Raw genomic sequence first — 18,862 nt, forward strand, 5'->3', positions numbered from 1 at the left:
AGCTGGAAGCTGGAAGCTGGAAGCTGGAAGCTGGAAGCTGGAAGCTGGAAGCTGGAAGCTGGAAGCTGGAAGCTGGAAGCTGGAAGCCAATCAGTGTGGCGGCGGGCGCCGAAAGGCTGTCAAGCTCTTGCGCCGCTAATTTGAAGCTTGTGGCCTGTCGCTTACAGCTGCTTTTCTCCGATCAGCCAGTCCAGCCGCCAGCCGCTTTCGCTCTGCCCGAGCAGCTTGGCCAGCCAGGGCAACAATTCGCGCAGCTCTTCCTCCAGCCCCCACGGCGGGTTGCTGATCGCCAGGCCCGAGCCGTTGAGTCGCAGGGCGTCATCAGTCGGATGGACGAACAGCTCGGCCCGCAGCAGCTTTGGCGCACCGCTGCGCGACAGGTCCTGATAGAAGCGCTTGAGCTGCCGCTCATCCTTGATCGGATACCAGACCACCCCGATGGTCTGGCGCATGCGTCCCAGCGCCTCGCACAGCGCCTGGACGCAACGGCTCAGCTCGTCGGCCTTTTCGAATGGCGGATCGATCAACAGCACCACGCGCTTTTCCTGGGTCGGCATCAAGGCCCGCGGTACATGCCAGCCCTCGCCCAGATGCACCGCAACACGGTGGTCACCGGACATGTTGTCCTTCAGCAGGCGGCCGTCCTCAGGGTGCTTTTCGTTGAGTTGCAGGCGATCCTGCGGGCGCGTCAGCTGGCGCGCCAGCTCCGGCGAGCCGGGGTAGTAACGCAGCTGGCCGTCCGGATTGAGCTCACGGATCACGTTCAGATAGTTCTCTGCCACTGCCGGCACATCCTCTGCCTGCCACAGCCGGGCGATGCCCTGCAGCCATTCGCCGGTGCGGCTGGCCTGGTCGCCGGCCAGGTCATACAGGCCGACGCCGGCATGGCTGTCGAGGTAGGCGAACGGCGTTTCCTTGCGCGCCAGCATGGCAAACAGACGGGACAAGACGAGGTGTTTGAAGACGTCGGCGTGATTGCCGGCATGAAAAGCGTGGCGGTAATTCATCGGGCACTCCTGAAGAGCGCACAGTCTAACTGCGCCGAACCGCGATTCGCAGAGCCTGGACGAAACACCCATTGACCATGGGTACGAAATCTCGACAGACGGCTGCTACAGTGACCCATCGCTATCCAACCAGGACGCTCCGATGGACATTCGCGACCTCTTGCAGATCACCCTGCCGATCATCCAGGCGCCGATGGCCGGCTCACAGAACCATCGTCTCGCCGCCGCAGCTTCCGAAGCCGGCGGACTGGGCTCGATCCCCGCCGGAATGCTCAGCCCCGAGAGCCTGGACGCCGAGCTGACCGCCATGGCCGCGCTGACGCGCAAGCCTTACAACGTCAATTTCTTCTGCCATCAGACACCTGCCGAGGACGCCGCGCGTACTGAAGCCTGGCTGGCCTTGCTGGCGCCCTTTCTGAAAGAACTCGCGATCGACCCGGCGAGCATTCCCGGCGGCGCAACCCGTCAGCCTTTCGACGCCGCGATGGCCGAAGTGCTGGAGCGGCACCGTCCACCGGTTGTCAGCTTTCATTTCGGCCTGCCTGCGCGGGACCTGCTGAAGCGAGTCAAAGGGAGCGGCGCGAAAATCCTCTCCAGCGCCACGACGCTGGAAGAAGGCCGCTGGCTGCAGGCGCAAGGTGTCGACGCGGTGATTGCCCAGGGCGTCGAAGCCGGGGGCCATCGCGGCATGTTCCTCAGCACCGACATCGACGATCAGGTCGGCACCTTTGCCTTGCTGCCGCAGTTGGTTGCCGCACTGGAGGTGCCCGTGATCGCCGCCGGCGGGATTGCCGATGCCCGCTGTGTATCCGCCGCGCAGGCGCTGGGCGCAGCGGGGGTGCAGGTCGGCACCGCTTATCTGCTTTGCGATGAAAGCCGCACCAGCCAGCTGCACCGCCAAGCCTTGCAGAGCCCCTCCGCCGAGCACACTGTATTGACCACCTTGTTCTCTGGCCGCCCCGCCCGCGGCATGATCAACCGTCTGATCCGCGAGATCGGACCTCGTCCCGCTGCGGTTCCGACATTTCCGTTGGCCGGTAATGCGATCGGGGCGCTACGAACCAAGGCCGAATCTTTGGGGCTCGATGATTTCTCGCCGCTCTGGGCCGGGCAGAATGTCAGCGGTTGTCGTGCCGTTCCGGCAGCGCAATTGACCGAGACGCTGGCGGCCGGTTGGCATCTTTAAGCCGAGCGCCGGCGGCACCGATTGCCCCTCAGGATGCGAAGGGATCGAGCGGCAGCAGCAGCGGCGCTCGCGCAAGGGCGGCCAGATCGGCCGAACCCGTGCAGAAACAGGCGATGCGCAGCTGCTGGATCAGCACCTGGAAATGTTCGATCACCGGCTGCGGTCCGGCCAGTGCGGCGCTGAGCACCGCAGCCGCCTGACCGACGATATTGGCTCCCAGCCGTATCGCCTTCGCCGCGTCGATGCCGTCGCGAATACCGCCGGAGGCGATCAGCTGGGCATCCGGACAGGCCCGACGCACCTGCGCGATGGCCTGCGCGGTGGGAATGCCCCAACCCACGAACGCCTTCGCGATGGCGTGCTGCTGCGGGTCGCTGGCACGCTCAGCTTCGACGGCCGCCCAACTGGTGCCGCCAGCACCCGCCACATCGATCACTGAAACGCCCGCATCGAGCAGCCGCCGCGCCACGCCCGCGGAAATCCCCGCCCCCACTTCCTTGGCCACCAGCGGCACCGGCAAGCGCGACGCCAGCGTCTCGATCGCGCTCAACACGCCGCGCCAGTCGCGATCGCCGCCCGTCTGCACGGCTTCTTGCAAGGGGTTGAGATGAATGATCAGCGCGTCGGCCTCGATCATTTCGACCGCTCGCCGCGCCTCGTCCAGGCCATAGCCGCTCGCCAGTTGCGCGGCGCCGAAGTTGGCCAACAGCGGAATGTTCGGGGCCAACTGCCGCAACTGCCGGCTGAGCCCCTGATCGGCGCCAGTTTCCAGCGCGATACGCTGCGAGCCCACCGCCAGGGCGATCCCCAGTATCTCGGCGGCTTCGGCCAGGTGGCGGTTGATCTGCGCGGCCCGTGCTGCACCGCCGGTCATCGAGCTGATCAGCAACGGCGCCGTGAGCGTTCGGCCAAACAAACGGCTCTGGAGATTGACCTCGTCGAGCCGCAACTCCGGCAGCGCGCAATGCTCGAAGGTCAGCGCCGCGAAACCGGGATCAATGCGCGCGCCGGCGCGACGCGAGTCCAATACGATGTCCAGATGATCGTTCTTGCGATCTGCGAGTGGATCGTTGCTCATGCAGCGCCTCGTTCGGATGCTCTTCTTGTTGACGGATCTGCTCAGCGAAAGTGCGTCTGAGCCGTTCGTCACGGAGTGCCCAAGCTTGCGCACGAACCGCGGACCTCCACCGATCCGCGCGATTCCAGTCAGGATAATACGAGCCCGGCCTGGGACGTCCTTTTCGCTCAAAAAATGGCACGCCGGCTATTCACGCCGGCTATTGATGCGCAGCCGGTCGGGCCATCTGGTGTCCGCCCGCTATCGGTAACAGAACCCACGCCGGGGCGGGATACTTCTCGAACAGACCGGCACCCGCCACACGGAACGGCACCTGGCAAGGTCTGGACGCAGCGCTGTGTCGATCCATCACTCGAATGTATGGTGCTAGGCAGCCGTCTCGCCGGCCCCTTAGACTCGAGTGCATGCAAACGGAGGATTTTTCCATGCCCGAGACTCTGCTCTGCCCGCGTAACCTGGCCTTCGAACTCTACGAAGTACTCGACGCCGAAGGCTTGACCCAGCGCGAACGCTTTGCCGACCACAGCCGCGAAACCTTCAACGCGGCCATCGACACCGCCCGCAGCATTGCCGAGAACCTCTTCGCCCCGCACAACCGCAAGGCAGACGAGAACGAACCGATCTACCAGGACGGCGAAGCGGTGCTGATTCCGGAAGTGAAGCCTGCGATCGATGCCTTCATCGAGGCCGGCTTTCACAACGCCTCGCGCAGCTTCGACGATGGCGGCATGCAACTGCCGAATCTGCTTTCGCGGGCCTGTTTCGCGCACTTCCAGTCGGCCAACATCGGCACCTCGTCATACCCGATGCTGACCATGGGCGCGTCGCACCTGATCGAGGTGTTCGGCAGTGATGAACAGAAGCGGCGCTTTCTCCAGCCCATGCTTGAAGGCCGCTGCTTCGGCACCATGGCGCTGACCGAGCCGCACGCCGGCTCTTCCCTGTCCGACCTGCGCACCCGTGCCGAGCCGGCCAGTGACGGTACCTACCGCCTGAAGGGCAACAAGATCTTCATCTCCGGTGGTGATCATCCGCTGTCGGAAAACATCGTGCACATGGTCCTGGCCAAGCTGCCGGACGCCCCGCCCGGCGTAAAAGGCATCAGCCTGTTCATCGTACCCAAGTTTCTGGTCAACGCTGACGGCAGCCTCGGCAAGCGCAACGACGTGATCCTGGCCGGGCTGTTCCACAAGATGGGCTGGCGCGGCACCACCTCCACGGCGCTGAACTTCGGCGACAACGGCGAGTGTGTCGGCTATCTGGTGGGCGAGCCGCACAAGGGCCTGTCGTACATGTTCCAGATGATGAACGATGCACGCATCGGCGTTGGCATGGGCGCGATCATGCTTGGTTACGCCGGCTACCTGTACTCGCTCAACTACGCGCGGGAACGGCCACAAGGCCGTCTGCCGGACGGCAAGAACCCGGCATCACCGCAGGTCCCGATCATCCAGCACACCGACGTCAAACGCATGCTGCTGATGCAGAAAGCCTACGTCGAAGGCGCCTTCGATCTCGGCCTCTATGCCGCACGCATCGTTGACGAAGAGCAGACCGCAGGGACCGAGGAAGAGCGCAAGAGCGCCCACGAGCTGCTGGACCTGCTCACCCCGATCGTCAAATCCTGGCCTTCGGAGTTCTGCCTTAAGGCCAACGAGATGGCGATTCAGATCCTCGGTGGCCATGGCTATACCCGCGAGTACCCGGTCGAGCAGTACTACCGCGACAACCGCTTGAACCCGATTCATGAAGGCACCCATGGCATCCAGTCACTCGACCTGCTGGCACGCAAGCTGACACAGAACGGTGGCGCCGGGCTGCGCCAGTTGCTCGGTCTGATCCAGGGTAGCTGCAAGCGCGCGGGCGAGTTCAGCTCGCTGGATGCGCTGCGTCAGCCGCTGGAGCAGCTCCTGGCACGCCTGACCGAGGTCACCCAGGCGCTGCTCGGCGACCTGATGGCTGGCAAGATCAACCAGGCTCTGGCCAACTCGGCCCTGTACCTCAAGGTATTCGGTCACGCCGTGATCGGCTGGCGCTGGCTGGAGCAGGCGATTCGCGCCGAACAGGGGCTGGCGAAGGGCAACGAGGCGGACGTCGACTTCTATCGCGGCAAGTTGCAAGCCGCACGCTACTTCCTGACCTGGGAAGTGCCAAGCTGCCATCACGAACTGAATCTGCTGGCCGGTCGTGACGACACCTGCCTGGGGATGCAGGAGGGCTGGTTTTAGCGTACAGGCCGGAAGCTATAAGCTATAAGCTATAAGCCTCAAGCCTCAAGCCTCAAGCCTCAAGCTTCAAGCTTCAAGCTTCAAGCCTCAAGGGCGGGTCCTGCCGAATCGAAGCATCCCGACGCCTTTTTGTCAGATTGTCAAAACCGCGGGTTAGAATCGCTGGCATGCAGCCTGCATGCTTGCCAGCAGCACTCACCTTCGGAGAACAGCGCGTTTGGATATCGGCAACATCAACCAACTGTTCTTTGTCGGTGCCCTGTTGGTTGCGGCGAGCATCCTGATGAGCTCGCTGTCGACACGTCTCGGCGTGCCGATCCTCGTCATCTTTCTCGCGGTCGGCATGCTCGCGGGCGTCGACGGTATCGGCGGCATCGTCTTCGATGACTACTCGCTGGCCTTCCTGATCAGCAACCTGGCCCTGGCGATCATCCTGCTCGATGGCGGCATGCGCACCCGCGCCGCCACCTTCCGCGTCGCACTCTGGCCGGCATTTTCGCTGGCAACCGCCGGGGTGGTCGTCACGTCCGGCCTGACCGGCCTGGCTGCAGCCTGGCTATTTGAGTTGCCCATGATGCAGGGGCTGCTGATCGGCGCCATCGTCGGCTCGACGGATGCCGCCGTGGTGTTCAACCTGCTGAACGGCAAGGGGCTCAACGAACGGGTCGGCTCTACATTGGAAATCGAGTCGGGTAGCAACGACCCGATGGCGATGTTTCTCACCGTCGCGCTGATCGACATGCTCGCCTCCGGCCAGACCGGGTTCGGCTGGGGCTTCTTCATCAGCCTGTTGCAGCAGTTCGGTATCGGTACCCTGCTCGGCCTTTCTGGCGGCTGGCTGCTGCTGCAGCTGATCAACCGCCTTTCGGTCGCGGACGGGCTCTACCCGTTGCTGGCCGTCGCTGGCGGCATCATGATTTACGCGCTGTCCGGCGCCATCGGCGGCAGTGGCATTCTGGCGGTCTACGTCTGTGGCCTGCTGCTGGGCAACCGGCCCATCCGCAATCGTCATGGCATCCTGCACATGTTCGACGGCCTCGCCTGGCTCAGCCAGATCGGCATGTTCCTGGTGCTCGGCCTGCTGCTCACGCCCAGCCAGCTGTTGCCGATCGCCCTGCCGGCGCTGGCCCTTTCGCTGTGGATGATCCTCTTCGCCCGCCCGCTGGCAGTGTTCATCGGGCTGGCACCGTTTCGCAGCTTTCACCTGCGCGAGCGCCTGTTCATTTCCTGGATCGGGCTGCGCGGCGCGGTGCCGGTGATTCTCGCGGTGTTTCCGCTGATGGCCGGGTTGGAAAACGCCCAGCTGTTTTTCAACGTGGCGTTCTTCATCGTGCTGGTTTCGCTGCTCCTGCAAGGCGCCACGCTGACCTGGGCGGCGAAGAAGGCCAAGGTCGAGGTGCCGCCCTCGCCGCTGCCGATCTCCCGCGCCGGGTTGCAGATTCACACCACCAGCCAGTGGGAACTGTTCATCTATCGCCTGACCGCCAAGAAATGGTGCATTGGCGCTGCGCTGCGCGAGTTGAAAATGCCGACCGGCACCCGCATCGCCGCGCTGTTCCGCGGCAAGGCACTGCTGCACCCCTCCGGTAGCACGCGTTTGCAGGTCGACGACATTCTCTGCGTGATCGGTCACGAGGAGGATCTGCCAGCGCTTGGCAAGCTGTTCAGCGAAGCCCCGCAACGCGGCCGCGACATGCGCTTCTTCGGCGACTTCATCCTTGAAGCCGAGGCCGAGATGAGTGCCCTTGCGGCCCTGTATGGCCTGAAACTGGGCGAAGTCGAGGGCAGTCAGCAGATCGGCGGCTTCGTGGCCGAACGCGTCGGCGGCAAGCCGGTCGTTGGCGATCAGGTCGAGTGGAACGGCCTGATCTGGACCATCGCGGCGATGGAACACGGAGAAGTGCGCAAGGTCGGTCTGAAATTCCCGGAAGGCGATACGCCTGGCCCCGGTTTGCACTTCTGATAAGATACAGCGCCGTCTGTGCGCGGCGCGAGCGTTCCGATCGATGGACGCGCCTCGGCCATCCGTAGCCCTTAGCAGGCTGTTGAAAAACTATCTGCGTTGGCAATCCTGCGTAGAAAAGTCCTGGCTCGCCAGCCCGGTCCCAATGCTCATTTACAACAGTAAACTCGATCGCGAGCCCGGTCGATCGCGAGCCCGGTCGATCGCGATCCCGGTCCGCTTCCGCGGCCCTTCTTGCCTTGTCTTGCCTGCCTCGCCAACGTTTTCAACGGCCTGTTAGACTCCGCACTCATCTTGTATTCCGATCGGACCCATGGCCTTCTTCCGCACCCTGCTGCTGACCACACTGTTCGTCATCGCCCCGTCTTCCGTCCTCGTTCAAGCCGCACCCGCCGTGCCCGGTCTGCCCGGCAGCCAGGCGGCCGAAGCAGAGGCGCCGAAAGACGCCCAGCCGAGCATCGATGAAGGTGCCCAGCGCTTCGCGGACCAAACCGCAACGGCCCAGCGGCGGCTGACCGAACTCAAGGCCGAACTCGCCGGGGCAACCAGGGAGATCGCCGAGTCGCAGCGGGAACTGAGCAAGCTCAAGGGCAGCGACACCAGCGAGCTACCCGCGAAACTGGCCAAGTTGAAGGTCCCCGAACTGGAACAGCGACTGGCCGAACGCATCGAGGAGCTCTCGACCTGGCAAACGGCGCTGAGCGCCGCCAACAGCATGATCATCAGCGCGCAGACCCGTCCGGAACGCGCGCAGGCCGACATCAGCAAGCAGCAGACGCGTATCGACGCCATCGACAACCTGCTCAAGACCGGTCGCGAAGGCGGCAAGCCGCTGAGCGACGAGCGCCGCGCACTGCTCGGCACCGAGAGGGCAGCGCTCAAGGCGCAGATCGAGTTACGCCGCAACGAGCTGGCCGGTAACAGCCTGCTGCAGGATCTCGGCATGGCACGGCGCGATCTGCTGTCCGAGCGCATCGCCCGCGCCGAGCAGGAAACCATGGCGCTGCAGACGGCGATCAACAACAAGCGCCGGGAAGAGTCGGAACAGACCGTTGCCGAATTCTCACTGAAGGCCGAGAGAGCTGGCTCCGACAAGCTGCTCCCCACCGAAAGCGCCGAGAACCGAAAACTTTCTGGTTATTTGCTGCGCGCCACCGAGCGCCTCAACGCCCTGACCCAGGAAAATCTGCAGACGCGCCAGCAGCTCGACACGCTGAATCAGGCCGACCAGGCGCTCGAAGAGCAGATTGCGGTGCTCGAGGGCAGCCTGCTGCTGTCACGGGTGCTCTATCAACAAAAGCAGGCACTCCCGAGGCTGACGCTGGACAAGAACCTGGCCGATGAAATCGCCGACATCCGTCTCTACCAGTTCGAGCTGAATCAGCGGCGCGAAGTCAGTGGCAACGTCGAAGACTATGTCGACCAGCAGCTCGCCAAGCTACCGCCGAATGAAGTCACGCCGGAGCTGCGCCGTGCATTGCTGGAGCTGTTACGCACCCGCAGCGAGTTGCTCGACCGACTCAACCACGAACTCAACGCGCTGCTCAGCGAGTCGATCACCCTGCAGCTGAACCAGCGCCAGCTGCAAACCAAGGCTGCCGTCCTGCGCGAAACGCTGGACGAGCAGATGTTCTGGATTCCGAGCAACAAACCGCTCGACCTGGACTGGTTCAGGAGCGTGCCGACATTGCTGGATCGGCAACTGCGCGCGATGCCCTGGAGTTCCGTGTTCGAAGCCCTCGGCGCCGGCTTGGCGGAGCGCCCGCTGTTCTTCGTGCCGCTGCTGTTGCTGATCGGATTGCTGCTTTGGCGCCGCAATGCGATCAACACCAAGCTCGATGCGCTCAGCAACGACATCGGTCACTTCCGCAACGACAGCCAGCTGCATACGCCGCTGGCGCTATTGCTGAGCCTGTTGCTGGCATTGCCGGGCACGCTGTTTCTGGCGCTTTGCGGTTATCTGCTGCAAATGGACGGCCGCGGGCAGAACATCAGTCTGGGTGCCGCGCTCTACCAGATGGCGCAGGCCTGGCTGGTGTTCTATAGCGCCTATCGCATGCTCTCGCCGAACCGCGTGGCCGAGACTCATTTTGGCTGGTTCCGCCCACAGGTGGTCTTCCTGCGCAATGAAATCCGCCGGCTGGGCCTGGTGGTGATGGCGCTGGTCGCGGTGGTGGCCATCGCGGAGCAGCAGCCGGGTGGCCTGGTCGATGACGTCATCGGCATCGTCGTGGTCCTTACCTGCTACGCGCTGATGAGCTGGCGCCTGACCCGCCTGTTGCTCAAGGGGCCGTCGAGCCAGCACGCGCCACCGGTCAGGCGCTTCATCGGCTTGCTGTTCAGCATTCTGCCGCTGGCGCTGATCGTCGCCGTGGGCTTCGGCTATTACTACACGGCGCTGAAGCTGACCGGCCGACTGATCGATACCCTGTACCTGCTGCTCGCCTGGATCGTCCTCGAGGCCACGCTCATCCGTGGCCTGACCGTCGCCGCCAGACGCCTGGCCTACCAACGCGCACTGGCCAAGCGCGAAGCCCAGGTGGAGGACGGGACGGACACCAGCGAGTCCAGCGGCGAGGCCGGATTGAACATTGAACAGGTCAACCAGCAGTCGCTGCGATTGACGCGTCTGGCCATGTTCGGCCTGTTCTTCGCGGTGCTCTATTGGGTCTGGTCCGACCTGATCAGCGTGGTGTCCTATCTGGATAACGTGGTGCTGTACGAATACACCAGCGGCACCGGCGATAGCGCCGCGACCAGTGCGATCACCCTGAACAACCTGCTTGGCGCGCTGCTGATCGTCGCCATCACCGTGGCCGTGGCGCGCAACCTGCCGGGTCTGCTGGAGGTGCTGGTACTGTCGAAATTGCACCTGGCGCAGGGCAGCGCCTATGCCACCACGACGCTGCTGTCGTATCTGCTGGCCGGCATCGGCTTCGTCTCCACCCTGTCGACGCTCGGGGTCAGCTGGGACAAGCTGCAGTGGCTGGTCGCCGCGCTGTCGGTGGGACTCGGCTTCGGCATGCAGGAAATCTTCGCCAACTTCATTTCCGGCTTGATCATCCTCTTCGAGCGTCCGGTGCGGATTGGCGATGTGGTGACCATCGGCAATCTCTCGGGCACGGTCAGCCGGATTCGCATCCGTGCCACCACCATTACCGACTTCGACCGCAAAGACATCATCGTCCCGAACAAGACCTTCATCACCAGCCAACTGGTCAACTGGTCCCTGAGCGACACCATCACCCGCGTGACGATCAAGGTTGGCGTCGCCTATGGATCCGATCTGGATCTGGTGAAGAAACTGCTCTACAAGACCGCGAATGAAAACCCGCGGGTATTGAAGGAGCCGGAGCCGCTGGTATTCTTCCTGAACTTTGGCGAGAGTACGCTCGACCACGAGTTGCGCATCCACGTACGCGACCTCGGCGACCGCAACCCCGCCACCGATGAGATCAACCGGGCCATCGACCGCCAGTTCGCCAAGGCCGGCATTTCGATCGCCTTCCGCCAGGTCGATGTGTTCCTGAAAAACTTCGACGGCAAACAGCTGCACCTGGGAGCCGCGCCACGGCTCGCTCAACCCGATAACCAGGGCACTGCGCCGCCCGCCGACCGTCAGGCCTGAGGGAACGTCACCTGCTGTCCCGGCCTCCAAACACAAAGCGCGCCCGCACAGGGCGCCGAACCGTAAGGTGCCGGAGCCCCCGTGAAGACGCTTACCGAGCTGAATTTCGACAACCGCTTCGCCCAGCTGGGCGAGGTTTTTTCCACCGAAGTCATGCCCCAGCCGCTCGAAAATCCGCACCTGGTAGTGGCCAGCGAAGCCGCCATGGCCTTGCTCGATCTCGACCCGGCGACCAAGGACGATCCGCTGTTCACTGATCTGTGCGCCGGCCACAAGCTCTGGAGCACGGCGGAACCACGGGCGATGGTCTATTCCGGCCACCAGTTCGGCAGCTACAACCCGCAGTTGGGCGATGGCCGTGGTCTGCTGCTCGGTGAGGTGGTCAACGACGCGGGCGAGCATTGGGATCTGCACCTCAAAGGCGCCGGCATGACGCCCTATTCGCGCATGGGTGACGGCCGTGCCGTGCTGCGTTCATCGATCCGCGAGTTTCTTGCCAGCGAGCACCTGCACGCGCTGGGTATTCCCAGCTCCCGCGCGCTCTGCGTGACCGGTTCGGAGACGCCGGTCTACCGTGAACGCCAGGAGCGCGGCGCAATGTTGATGCGCCTCGCGCCCAGCCACGTCCGCTTCGGCCATTTCGAGTTCTTCTACTACACCAAGCAGCACGACGAACTGAAGAAGCTGCTCGATCATGTGGTCAAAAGCCACTTTTCCGAGTGCCTGGAGCATCCGGAGCCCTACCACTGCTTCTTCCGTGAAGTGCTGGAGCGCACCGCCGAGATGGTCGCCAAATGGCAGGCGTACGGCTTCTGCCACGGCGTGATGAACACCGACAACATGTCCATTCTGGGCATCACCTTCGACTTCGGACCTTACGCCTTTCTCGACGACTTCGATGCGCGCTTCGTCTGCAACCACTCCGACCATGCCGGCCGCTATTCCTACGAGAACCAGGTGCCGATTGCGCACTGGAACCTCGCCGCGCTGGCGCAGGCACTGACGCCCTTCATCGCCATTGAACAACTGCGCGCGACCATGGACCTGTTCCTGCCGATCTACGAAGCGGCGTGGCTCGATCTGATGCGCAAACGGCTCGGCTGGCGGACCGCCGAAGACAGCGACAAACAGTTGATCCAGCGCTTGCTACAGCTGATGCAGAGCAGCGCCATCGACTACACGCGCTTCTTCCGCGAACTCGGCGACAGCCCGGCAGAGAGGGCGCTGGCTCGGCTGCGTGAAGATTTCCTCGACATCAACGCCTTCGATGAATGGGCCGCGACCTACCGCCAGCGCTCCGAGCGTGAAAACCTCGATCACCAGGCGCGCCGGACCCGCATGCAGGCAGCCAACCCGAAGTACATTTTGCGCAACTACCTGGCACAAAAGGCAATCGAGGCCGCCGAGGCGGGCGACTACGGCCCGCTGCGCGAACTGCATGCGGTGCTCAGCCGCCCCTTCGACGAGCAGCCAGGCATGGAGCACTACGCCGAGCGCCCGCCGGAATGGGGCAAACACCTGGAAATCAGCTGCTCGTCCTGAGCCATGGTGCTGCGCAGGCTTTGCCTCGGGGCGACAAGCCTTGGCTCTGGCAACCTGCATGCGCGTAGCAGATCGATGGAGCGAGCGGCAGCAGCCGGCAGATCGGCGCGACGCCATAAACCGCACGGTGACCTGGGCGAAACCTTGATCGATGCTGATTGCGCCAGTCCTTGGTCGCACGAAATGGCCAGGATCGGCTGGGTGGACGGCGAATCCTTTCTGCACAAGGACGCCGAGCTGATGGCCGAGTACGCCTTCGCCAGGCTGGCGATGGAAGGCTACCTGGCCTTCAGCCTGACGCCGCTGGTGGCCCGCACGGCAGAAAAGCTCGACCCTGTGGTCGAGCCCATCAGGCTCCGGCGTGCAGCGGCAGCAGAACACGGAACAGCGCGCCCTTTCCCTCTTCGCTCTCGACCTGAATGAGTCCGCTGTGCGCCTTGATGATCTGCTCGGCGATGAACAACCCGAGCCCGAGCCCGGCGCTACTCTCGCTACCTTCAGCTCGCTCGAACTGACAGAAGATTCGCTCCAGACTCTTCTGGCTGATACCGATGCCGTGATCGCGCACCTCGATGCAGGCGCCCGCTGCGGTAGCGTTGACGTTCACCTGCACCGGTTGGCCGGCGCCGTAACGCATGGCATTGGTCAACAGGTTCGCCAACACCTGCTCGATACGAAACTCGTCCCAAAGGCCGATCACCGGCTCCGGGCGCTGGAACAGCAGCGCGCAACCACTGGCTTCCATCTGCGGGGCGAAATTCTCCACCACGCTGGCTACGAGCTTTCCCAGATCCACCTGCGTCGGCCGGATCGACAGTTTGCCGGTACGGATCCGCGAGACATCGAGCATGTCATCGATCAGGCGGATCAGGCTTTGCACCTGCCGTTCATCCTTGTCGACCATCTGTTGCAGCTTGTCCTCGCTGAATGCAGCAAGGTTCTTGCGGCCAAGCTGCAGCTTGCGCAACTGCACTTCGAGAATGAGGGTGTTGAGTGGCGTTTTCAGTTCATGGGAGACGACCGACATGAAGTCGTCACGCATGCGTACCGCAGCTTCGAGCTCGGCTTTGATCGCGCGCATTTCGTCGAGCAGCGCCTCCTGCTCGCGGCGGCTGGCCTCCAGAGCCTCCAGCTGGCGCGCCATGCGCTTACGGTTGCGGTAGAGATCGACGAAGATACTGACCTTGCTGCGCACGGCGTGGGTGTCCAGCGGCTTGTGCATGAAGTCCACCGCGCCGCTCTCGTAGCCCTTGAAGGCATAGTCCAATTCGCGCCCGGCGGCGCTGACGAAGACGATGGGAATCTGCTTGGTACGCTCGGTGCCGCGCATCAGCTCGGCCAGTTGAAAACCGTCCATGCCGGGCATCTGCACGTCGAGGATGGCCAGGGCGAACTCATGCTGCAGCAATAGCTCGAGCGCCTGCTCCGCCGATTCGGCCTGATGCACGTGGATGCCCGGCGCCTTGAGAATGGCAGCCAGCGCCAGCAGGTTCTCCGGCAGATCATCGACGATCAGCAGATTCGCTTCATCGGGGTGGTCGGGCATGGGTCACTCCAGTTCACGCAACAATCGATGGATACCGCACAAAGGCAAAATGTAATCCGGCGCAAAACGCTGGAGTGCTGCAAGCGGCATGGTCCGAACCTCGGCTTCGCCGGGATCCTGGACGATAGTAATGCCTCCGGCCCGTTTGATCGCTTCGAGGCCGGCCGCTCCATCCTCGTTGGCGCCTGTCAGCAGGATACCGGCCACGCGCTCGCCCCAGGCATCGGCCGCCGACTCGAAGAGCACGTCGATCGAGGGCCTGGAGAAGTGCAGCGCATCATCCTGGCTAAGCGACAGGCTCATGTCCGCCTCGACCAACAGGTGATAACCCGGCGCTGCGAAGTAGAGCGTGCCGCCGCAAACGGACTCCTTGTCGCCCGCTTCCTTTACGGCCAGATCGGTTTTGCGCTGGAAGATCTCTACCAGCTGCGTCGGCCCGGTTGCCGGCACGTGCTGAACCATCAGCAGCGGCAAGCGATAGGTTCGAGGCAACCCGGTCAGCAACGCGCTGAGCGCAGCCAGTCCGCCGGCGGACGCGCCGATTACCACGGCATCCACGGGTCGGTCGAACGGTTGAGAAAAGGCGTCGGCGGCAGTGAGCGTCATAGTTTGCGGAACACCCTTTCCTGCTTGTCGAACGCCTCGTAACGGTCGGCATAGCCGGAAAATTCGACGGTTTCCTTGCTACCCAGGCCGAGAAAGCCGCGATGGCAGAGCGAGTCGTAGAACAGGCCGAAGGCACGGTTCTGCAGCGGCTTGTTGAAGTAGATCAGCACATTGCGGCAGGAAATCAACTGGGTCTCGGCAAAGACGCTATCGGTCGCCAGACTGTGGTCGGCAAATGTCATCTGCTCCTTCAAGGACTTATCCATGATCGCCGAGTCGTAGGCGGCCGTGTAGTAATCGCTGAGACTGTGCTTGCCACCGGCGCGCTGGTAGTTGGTCGTGTACTGCTGCATGTCGCCAATATCGAAGATGCCCCGGCGCGCACGTTCGAGTGAGCGTGGATTGATGTCGGTGGCGTAGAGAATGGCGCGTTCCAGCAAGCCCTCCTCCTTGAGCAGGATCGCCATCGAGTAGACCTCTTCGCCCGTGCTGCAGCCGGCAATCCAGACTTTCAGCGACGGATAGGTACGCAGCACCGGAACCACCTGCTCACGCAACGCCAGGTAGTAACCGGGGTCGCGGAACATCTCGCTCACCGGAATGGTGAGAAACTGCAGCAGCTCCATGAACGCCTGCGGATCGTAGAAAATCCGGCGCTGCAGCTCCGAGATGTTCCCGCACTGCATCTGCTTCAGTGCCAGCAGCACCCGGCGCTTGAGCGAAGCACCGGAGTAGTCGCGAAAATCGTAGCTGTAGCGCAGGTAGATCGCTTCGATCAGCAGCTTCAGCTCGATGGCCTGGTTGCAGTCCGGCATGTCACAGCAGCTCCACTTTCGGCAGCCAGACACGGATCAGCGAGAACAGACGGTCCAGCTCGATGGGCTTGGCCAGGTAATCGTTGGCACCCGAGCGCAGGCAGCGATCCTGATCGTCTTTCATCGCCTTGGCGGTCACTGCGATGATCGGCAGTTTGGCGAAGCGCGGATCCTTGCGGATCTCCTGCATGGCGGCGAATCCGTCCATTTCCGGCATCATGATGTCCATCAGCACCAGATCGATGTCGCCGACATGCTGCAACTGAGCGATGGCCTGGTGACCGTTGCGGGCGATCTCGATCAGCGCGCCCTTCTGCTCCAATGCGCTGGTCAAGGCGAAAACGTTACGCACGTCGTCGTCGACCACCAGGATCTTGCGGCCCTCGAAGGCCTTTTCTCGGCTGCGCACGCTTTTGAGCATCTTCTGCCGCTCCGGTGGCATGTCGGATTCGACCTTGTGCAGGAACAAGGTGACTTCGTCGAGCAGGCGCTCCGGCGACCGTGCGCCCTTGATGATGATCGAGCGCGAGTATTTCAGCAACGCCCCCTCTTCGTCGCGGGTCAGGTTGCGTCCGGTATAGACGATGACCGGCGGGAAGGAGCAGATGTCTTCACGCGCCATGCGTTCGAGCAGCTCGTGGCCGTCCATGTCCGGTAGCTTGAGGTCGATGATCATGCAGTCGAACACAGTGGAACGCAGCAGCTCCAGGGCCTGCTCGCCGAACGCCACGGCGGTGATCTCGATGTCGACGTCCTCGATCAGCCGCGACACGCTTTCACGCTGACGCGCGTCATCTTCGACCAGCAGGATACGTTTGACCTTCTGCTCCAGCTTGGCTTCGAAGAGGCCGAACACGGCCTTGAGGTCCTCGCGGGTCGTCGGCTTGGTGGCGTAGCCGATGGCGCCCATCTGCAACGCAGCTTCCTTGCGGTCTTCCACCGACACGATATGCACCGGAATGTGCCGTGTGACGGGGTTTTCCTTGAGCCGTTCGAGCACCGTAAGACCGGAATGGTCCGGCAGCCGCATGTCCAGCAGGATCGCATCGGGACGGTACTGCACAGCCGTGTCGAAACCGTGATCGGCGTGCTGCGCGATCAGGCAGCTGTACTTCAGTTCGTGGGCCAGATCGCGAAGGATGCCGGCGAATTGCGGCTCGTCTTCGATCACCAGCACCGAACGCTCGAACGGGAAGCGCTCGCGGTCGTCCGTAAGCGTCGCCATGCCCTGCTCCGGCACCGGTCGCGGCGCCGCGGCGATCGGCGTCGCAACCGCTGCCGGCGCGGCCGGGGTAGCGAACGACTTCGGCTCGGGCAAGGACTCGGGTTGCTGCTCGGCCACCGGGGCGCTGTAGTTCTCCGGAACGATCAATGTGAAGACACTGCCGGCCCCCGGTTCGCTGCTGACTTCAATGCTGCCACCGAGTAACTGGGCCAGCTCGCGGGAGATGGACAAGCCCAGCCCGGTGCCGCCATAACGCCGGTTGGTGGTGCCATCGGCCTGACGGAAGGCTTCGAAGATGACGTCCTGCTGGTCGGCGGGGATACCGATTCCGGAATCACGCACGGCAAAGGCGATCTGCTGGTCGTCACGGCGCGTGACCCGAAGGTCTACCGAGCCCTTTTCGGTGAACTTGAAGGCATTGGACAAAAGGTTCTTGAGAATCTGCTCCAGCCGCTGGCGGTCGGTATAGAGGCTCGGCGGCAAGTCCTCGGCCAACTCGACATTGAACTGCAGCGACTTTTCCAGCGCCTGGGCAAGAAACAGGCTCTTCAGGCCATCGACCAGTCGCGTGAGGATCAACAGCTCGGGATGGACATCCAGCTTGCCGGCTTCGACCTTCGAGATATCCAGAATGTCGTTGATCAGATTGAGCAGATCATTGCCCGCCGAATAGATCGAGTGCGCGAACTGCACCTGGTCTTCCTGCAGATTGCCGTGCGGATTGTCGGCCAGCAATTTAGCCAGAATCAGCGAGCTGTTCAGCGGCGTGCGCAGCTCGTGGGACATGTTGGCGAGGAATTCCGATTTGTAACGACTGGCGCGCTGCAACTCATCGGCGCGCTCTTCGAGCATCGACTGCACCTCATGCAGGCGCTGGTTCTTCAGGTCCATTTCGTCGCGCTGCTGCGCCAGCGCCTGGGTCTGTTCGGCGAGCTGCTCGTTGGTCTGCTCCAGCTCGGCCTGCTGCTCTTCCATGTGCGCCTGCGACTCGCGCAAGGCGTTGGATTGCGCCTCGAGCTCTTCATTGGCCGCGCGCAGCTCTTCTTGCTGGACCTGTAATTCCTCGTTGAGCTGCTGGGTTTCGGCAAGCATGCGCTGCAGCTGCTGGCGATAGCGCGCAGCCTCGATGGCCGAGCCGATATTGTCGCTGACCCGCCGCAGCAACTCGTTGTCCTCGTCACGCAGGGGTCGCAGGAAGCCGACTTCCAGCACGGCGTTGAGCATGCCGCTGTCTTCCACCGGGAAGATCAGCACGGACGAGGCGGCGGCGCTGCCCAGCGCCGAACTCACGTTCAGATAACCCTGCGGCACATGGTCGAGCTGCATTACGCGACGTTCCAACGCCACCTGGCCCACCAATCCCTCGCCCAGCTCAAGATTGCGGCCGGCATGCAACCGGTCCCGATCCCAGCCGAATTCCGCGACCCGCTGCAGTTTGCCTTCCTGGGTGACATACAGCGCCCCGACCGCAACGCCGAGGTAGCGCGCCAGGAAACCAAGCACGTTCTGGCCCAGCGTCGGCAAGGCCTGCTCACCGATCAGCGACTCGCTGAGCTGGGTCTGGCCGGTTCGATACCAGGCCTGTTTTTCCAGTGCGGCGGCGTGCGCCTGTTGCTGTTGGAGCGACTCCGAATAACTGTCCGACAAACTGATCAGGTCACGCCGCCCGAAATAGACCAGCAGGCCACTGAAGATCAGACTGAACAGCAGAAAGCCGCCGATCAACGCGGTGGTGATCGTTTCGGACGTATCGGTACGTTCGGCTCGGAGTTGTCGTTCGTAGGCAATGAAGTCGTTGAGCAGCCGACGCTGTTCTTCCTTCAGCTTCAATCCTTCCCGGCTGCGCACATACTCAACGACGGATTCGTTGCGAGCCCTGCGGGCGATCGCCTCCTCGGCAAACGCCACCCATTGCTCATGCAGCCGACCAAGGCGCTCGACCCGATTCAGCTGTACCGGATCATCGGCGGCGTACCCGGTAATCAGGTCGAACTGGCTTTCGAACACCGGCAGTTCGTTTCGATAGGGTTCGAGAAAA

The 18,862-nt window shown here is 63.0% G+C and carries 11 protein-coding genes; 5 read left to right on the forward strand and 6 right to left on the reverse strand.

The window, feature by feature from the left end:
• Positions 1-161: 161 nt before the first annotated feature.
• Entirely contained in the window at positions 162-1,007 is an 846-nt protein-coding gene (locus NA637_RS20145) for a 23S rRNA (adenine(2030)-N(6))-methyltransferase RlmJ (RefSeq protein WP_256074333.1), read from the reverse strand.
• 142 nt (positions 1,008-1,149) lie between these two features.
• Between NA637_RS20145 and NA637_RS20150 the strand changes: the two genes are divergently transcribed.
• Positions 1,150-2,193: an NAD(P)H-dependent flavin oxidoreductase gene (locus NA637_RS20150; RefSeq protein ID WP_256074334.1), complete on the forward strand. Its 1,044-nt coding sequence runs from the start codon at positions 1,150-1,152 to the stop codon at positions 2,191-2,193.
• 28 nt (positions 2,194-2,221) lie between these two features.
• Here NA637_RS20150 and fni read toward each other — a convergent pair whose 3' ends face one another.
• Positions 2,222-3,271, reverse strand: coding sequence for a type 2 isopentenyl-diphosphate Delta-isomerase (gene fni, locus NA637_RS20155; RefSeq protein ID WP_256074338.1), 1,050 nt, complete (start codon positions 3,269-3,271; stop codon positions 2,222-2,224).
• 425 nt (positions 3,272-3,696) lie between these two features.
• On the opposite strand from fni, the gene NA637_RS20160 reads away from it, so the two are divergent.
• The 4 genes from NA637_RS20160 (at position 3,697) to selO (ending at position 12,632) form a co-directional block, all read left to right on the forward strand.
• A complete protein-coding gene (locus NA637_RS20160) occupies positions 3,697-5,499 on the forward strand; it encodes an acyl-CoA dehydrogenase (protein WP_256074339.1) in 1,803 nt (600 codons plus the stop codon).
• 217 nt (positions 5,500-5,716) lie between these two features.
• Entirely contained in the window at positions 5,717-7,462 is a 1,746-nt protein-coding gene (locus tag NA637_RS20165) for a potassium/proton antiporter (RefSeq protein ID WP_256074340.1), read from the forward strand.
• A 313-nt stretch (positions 7,463-7,775) separates the two neighbouring features.
• Positions 7,776-11,090, forward strand: coding sequence for a mechanosensitive channel MscK (gene mscK / locus NA637_RS20170; protein ID WP_256074342.1), 3,315 nt, complete (start codon positions 7,776-7,778; stop codon positions 11,088-11,090).
• Between the two features lie 81 nt (positions 11,091-11,171).
• The gene (selO, locus tag NA637_RS20175) at positions 11,172-12,632 is read left to right on the forward strand and encodes a protein adenylyltransferase SelO (RefSeq protein ID WP_256074343.1); all 1,461 of its coding nucleotides are present in this window, start codon (positions 11,172-11,174) and stop codon (positions 12,630-12,632) included.
• 349 nt (positions 12,633-12,981) lie between these two features.
• Here the strand turns inward: selO and NA637_RS20185 are convergent, their stop codons facing one another.
• The 4 genes from NA637_RS20185 to NA637_RS20200 form a co-directional block, all read right to left on the reverse strand.
• Positions 12,982-14,178: a hybrid sensor histidine kinase/response regulator gene (locus tag NA637_RS20185; protein ID WP_256074344.1), complete on the reverse strand. Its 1,197-nt coding sequence runs from the start codon at positions 14,176-14,178 to the stop codon at positions 12,982-12,984.
• A 3-nt stretch (positions 14,179-14,181) separates the two neighbouring features.
• Complete coding sequence (locus NA637_RS20190) at positions 14,182-14,784, reverse strand: chemotaxis protein CheB (RefSeq protein ID WP_256074346.1); 603 nt, start codon at positions 14,782-14,784, stop codon at positions 14,182-14,184.
• On the reverse strand, positions 14,781-15,599 hold the full coding sequence (locus NA637_RS20195; protein ID WP_256074347.1) for a CheR family methyltransferase: 819 nt from the start codon (positions 15,597-15,599) through the stop codon (positions 14,781-14,783). Before NA637_RS20195 ends, NA637_RS20190 begins: the two co-directional genes overlap by 4 nt.
• 1 nt (position 15,600) lies before the next feature.
• The coding region (locus NA637_RS20200) for a response regulator (RefSeq protein ID WP_256074348.1) at positions 15,601-18,862 on the reverse strand (3,262 nt) is incomplete at its 5' end.

The sequence above is a fragment of the Stutzerimonas stutzeri genome (assembly GCF_024448935.1).
In the GTDB taxonomy this organism is placed as follows: domain Bacteria; phylum Pseudomonadota; class Gammaproteobacteria; order Pseudomonadales; family Pseudomonadaceae; genus Stutzerimonas; species Stutzerimonas stutzeri_AO.

Coding starts and splice junctions, on each gene's coding strand:
- NA637_RS20145 (WP_256074333.1), bottom strand. CDS start 1,007: ATGAATTACCGCCACGCTTTTCATGCCGGCAATCACGCCGACGTCTTC.
- NA637_RS20150 (WP_256074334.1), top strand. CDS start 1,150: ATGGACATTCGCGACCTCTTGCAGATCACCCTGCCGATCATCCAGGCG.
- fni (WP_256074338.1), bottom strand. CDS start 3,271: ATGAGCAACGATCCACTCGCAGATCGCAAGAACGATCATCTGGACATC.
- NA637_RS20160 (WP_256074339.1), top strand. CDS start 3,697: ATGCCCGAGACTCTGCTCTGCCCGCGTAACCTGGCCTTCGAACTCTAC.
- mscK (WP_256074342.1), top strand. CDS start 7,776: ATGGCCTTCTTCCGCACCCTGCTGCTGACCACACTGTTCGTCATCGCC.
- NA637_RS20185 (WP_256074344.1), bottom strand. CDS start 14,178: ATGCCCGACCACCCCGATGAAGCGAATCTGCTGATCGTCGATGATCTG.
- NA637_RS20190 (WP_256074346.1), bottom strand. CDS start 14,784: ATGACGCTCACTGCCGCCGACGCCTTTTCTCAACCGTTCGACCGACCC.
- NA637_RS20195 (WP_256074347.1), bottom strand. CDS start 15,599: ATGCCGGACTGCAACCAGGCCATCGAGCTGAAGCTGCTGATCGAAGCG.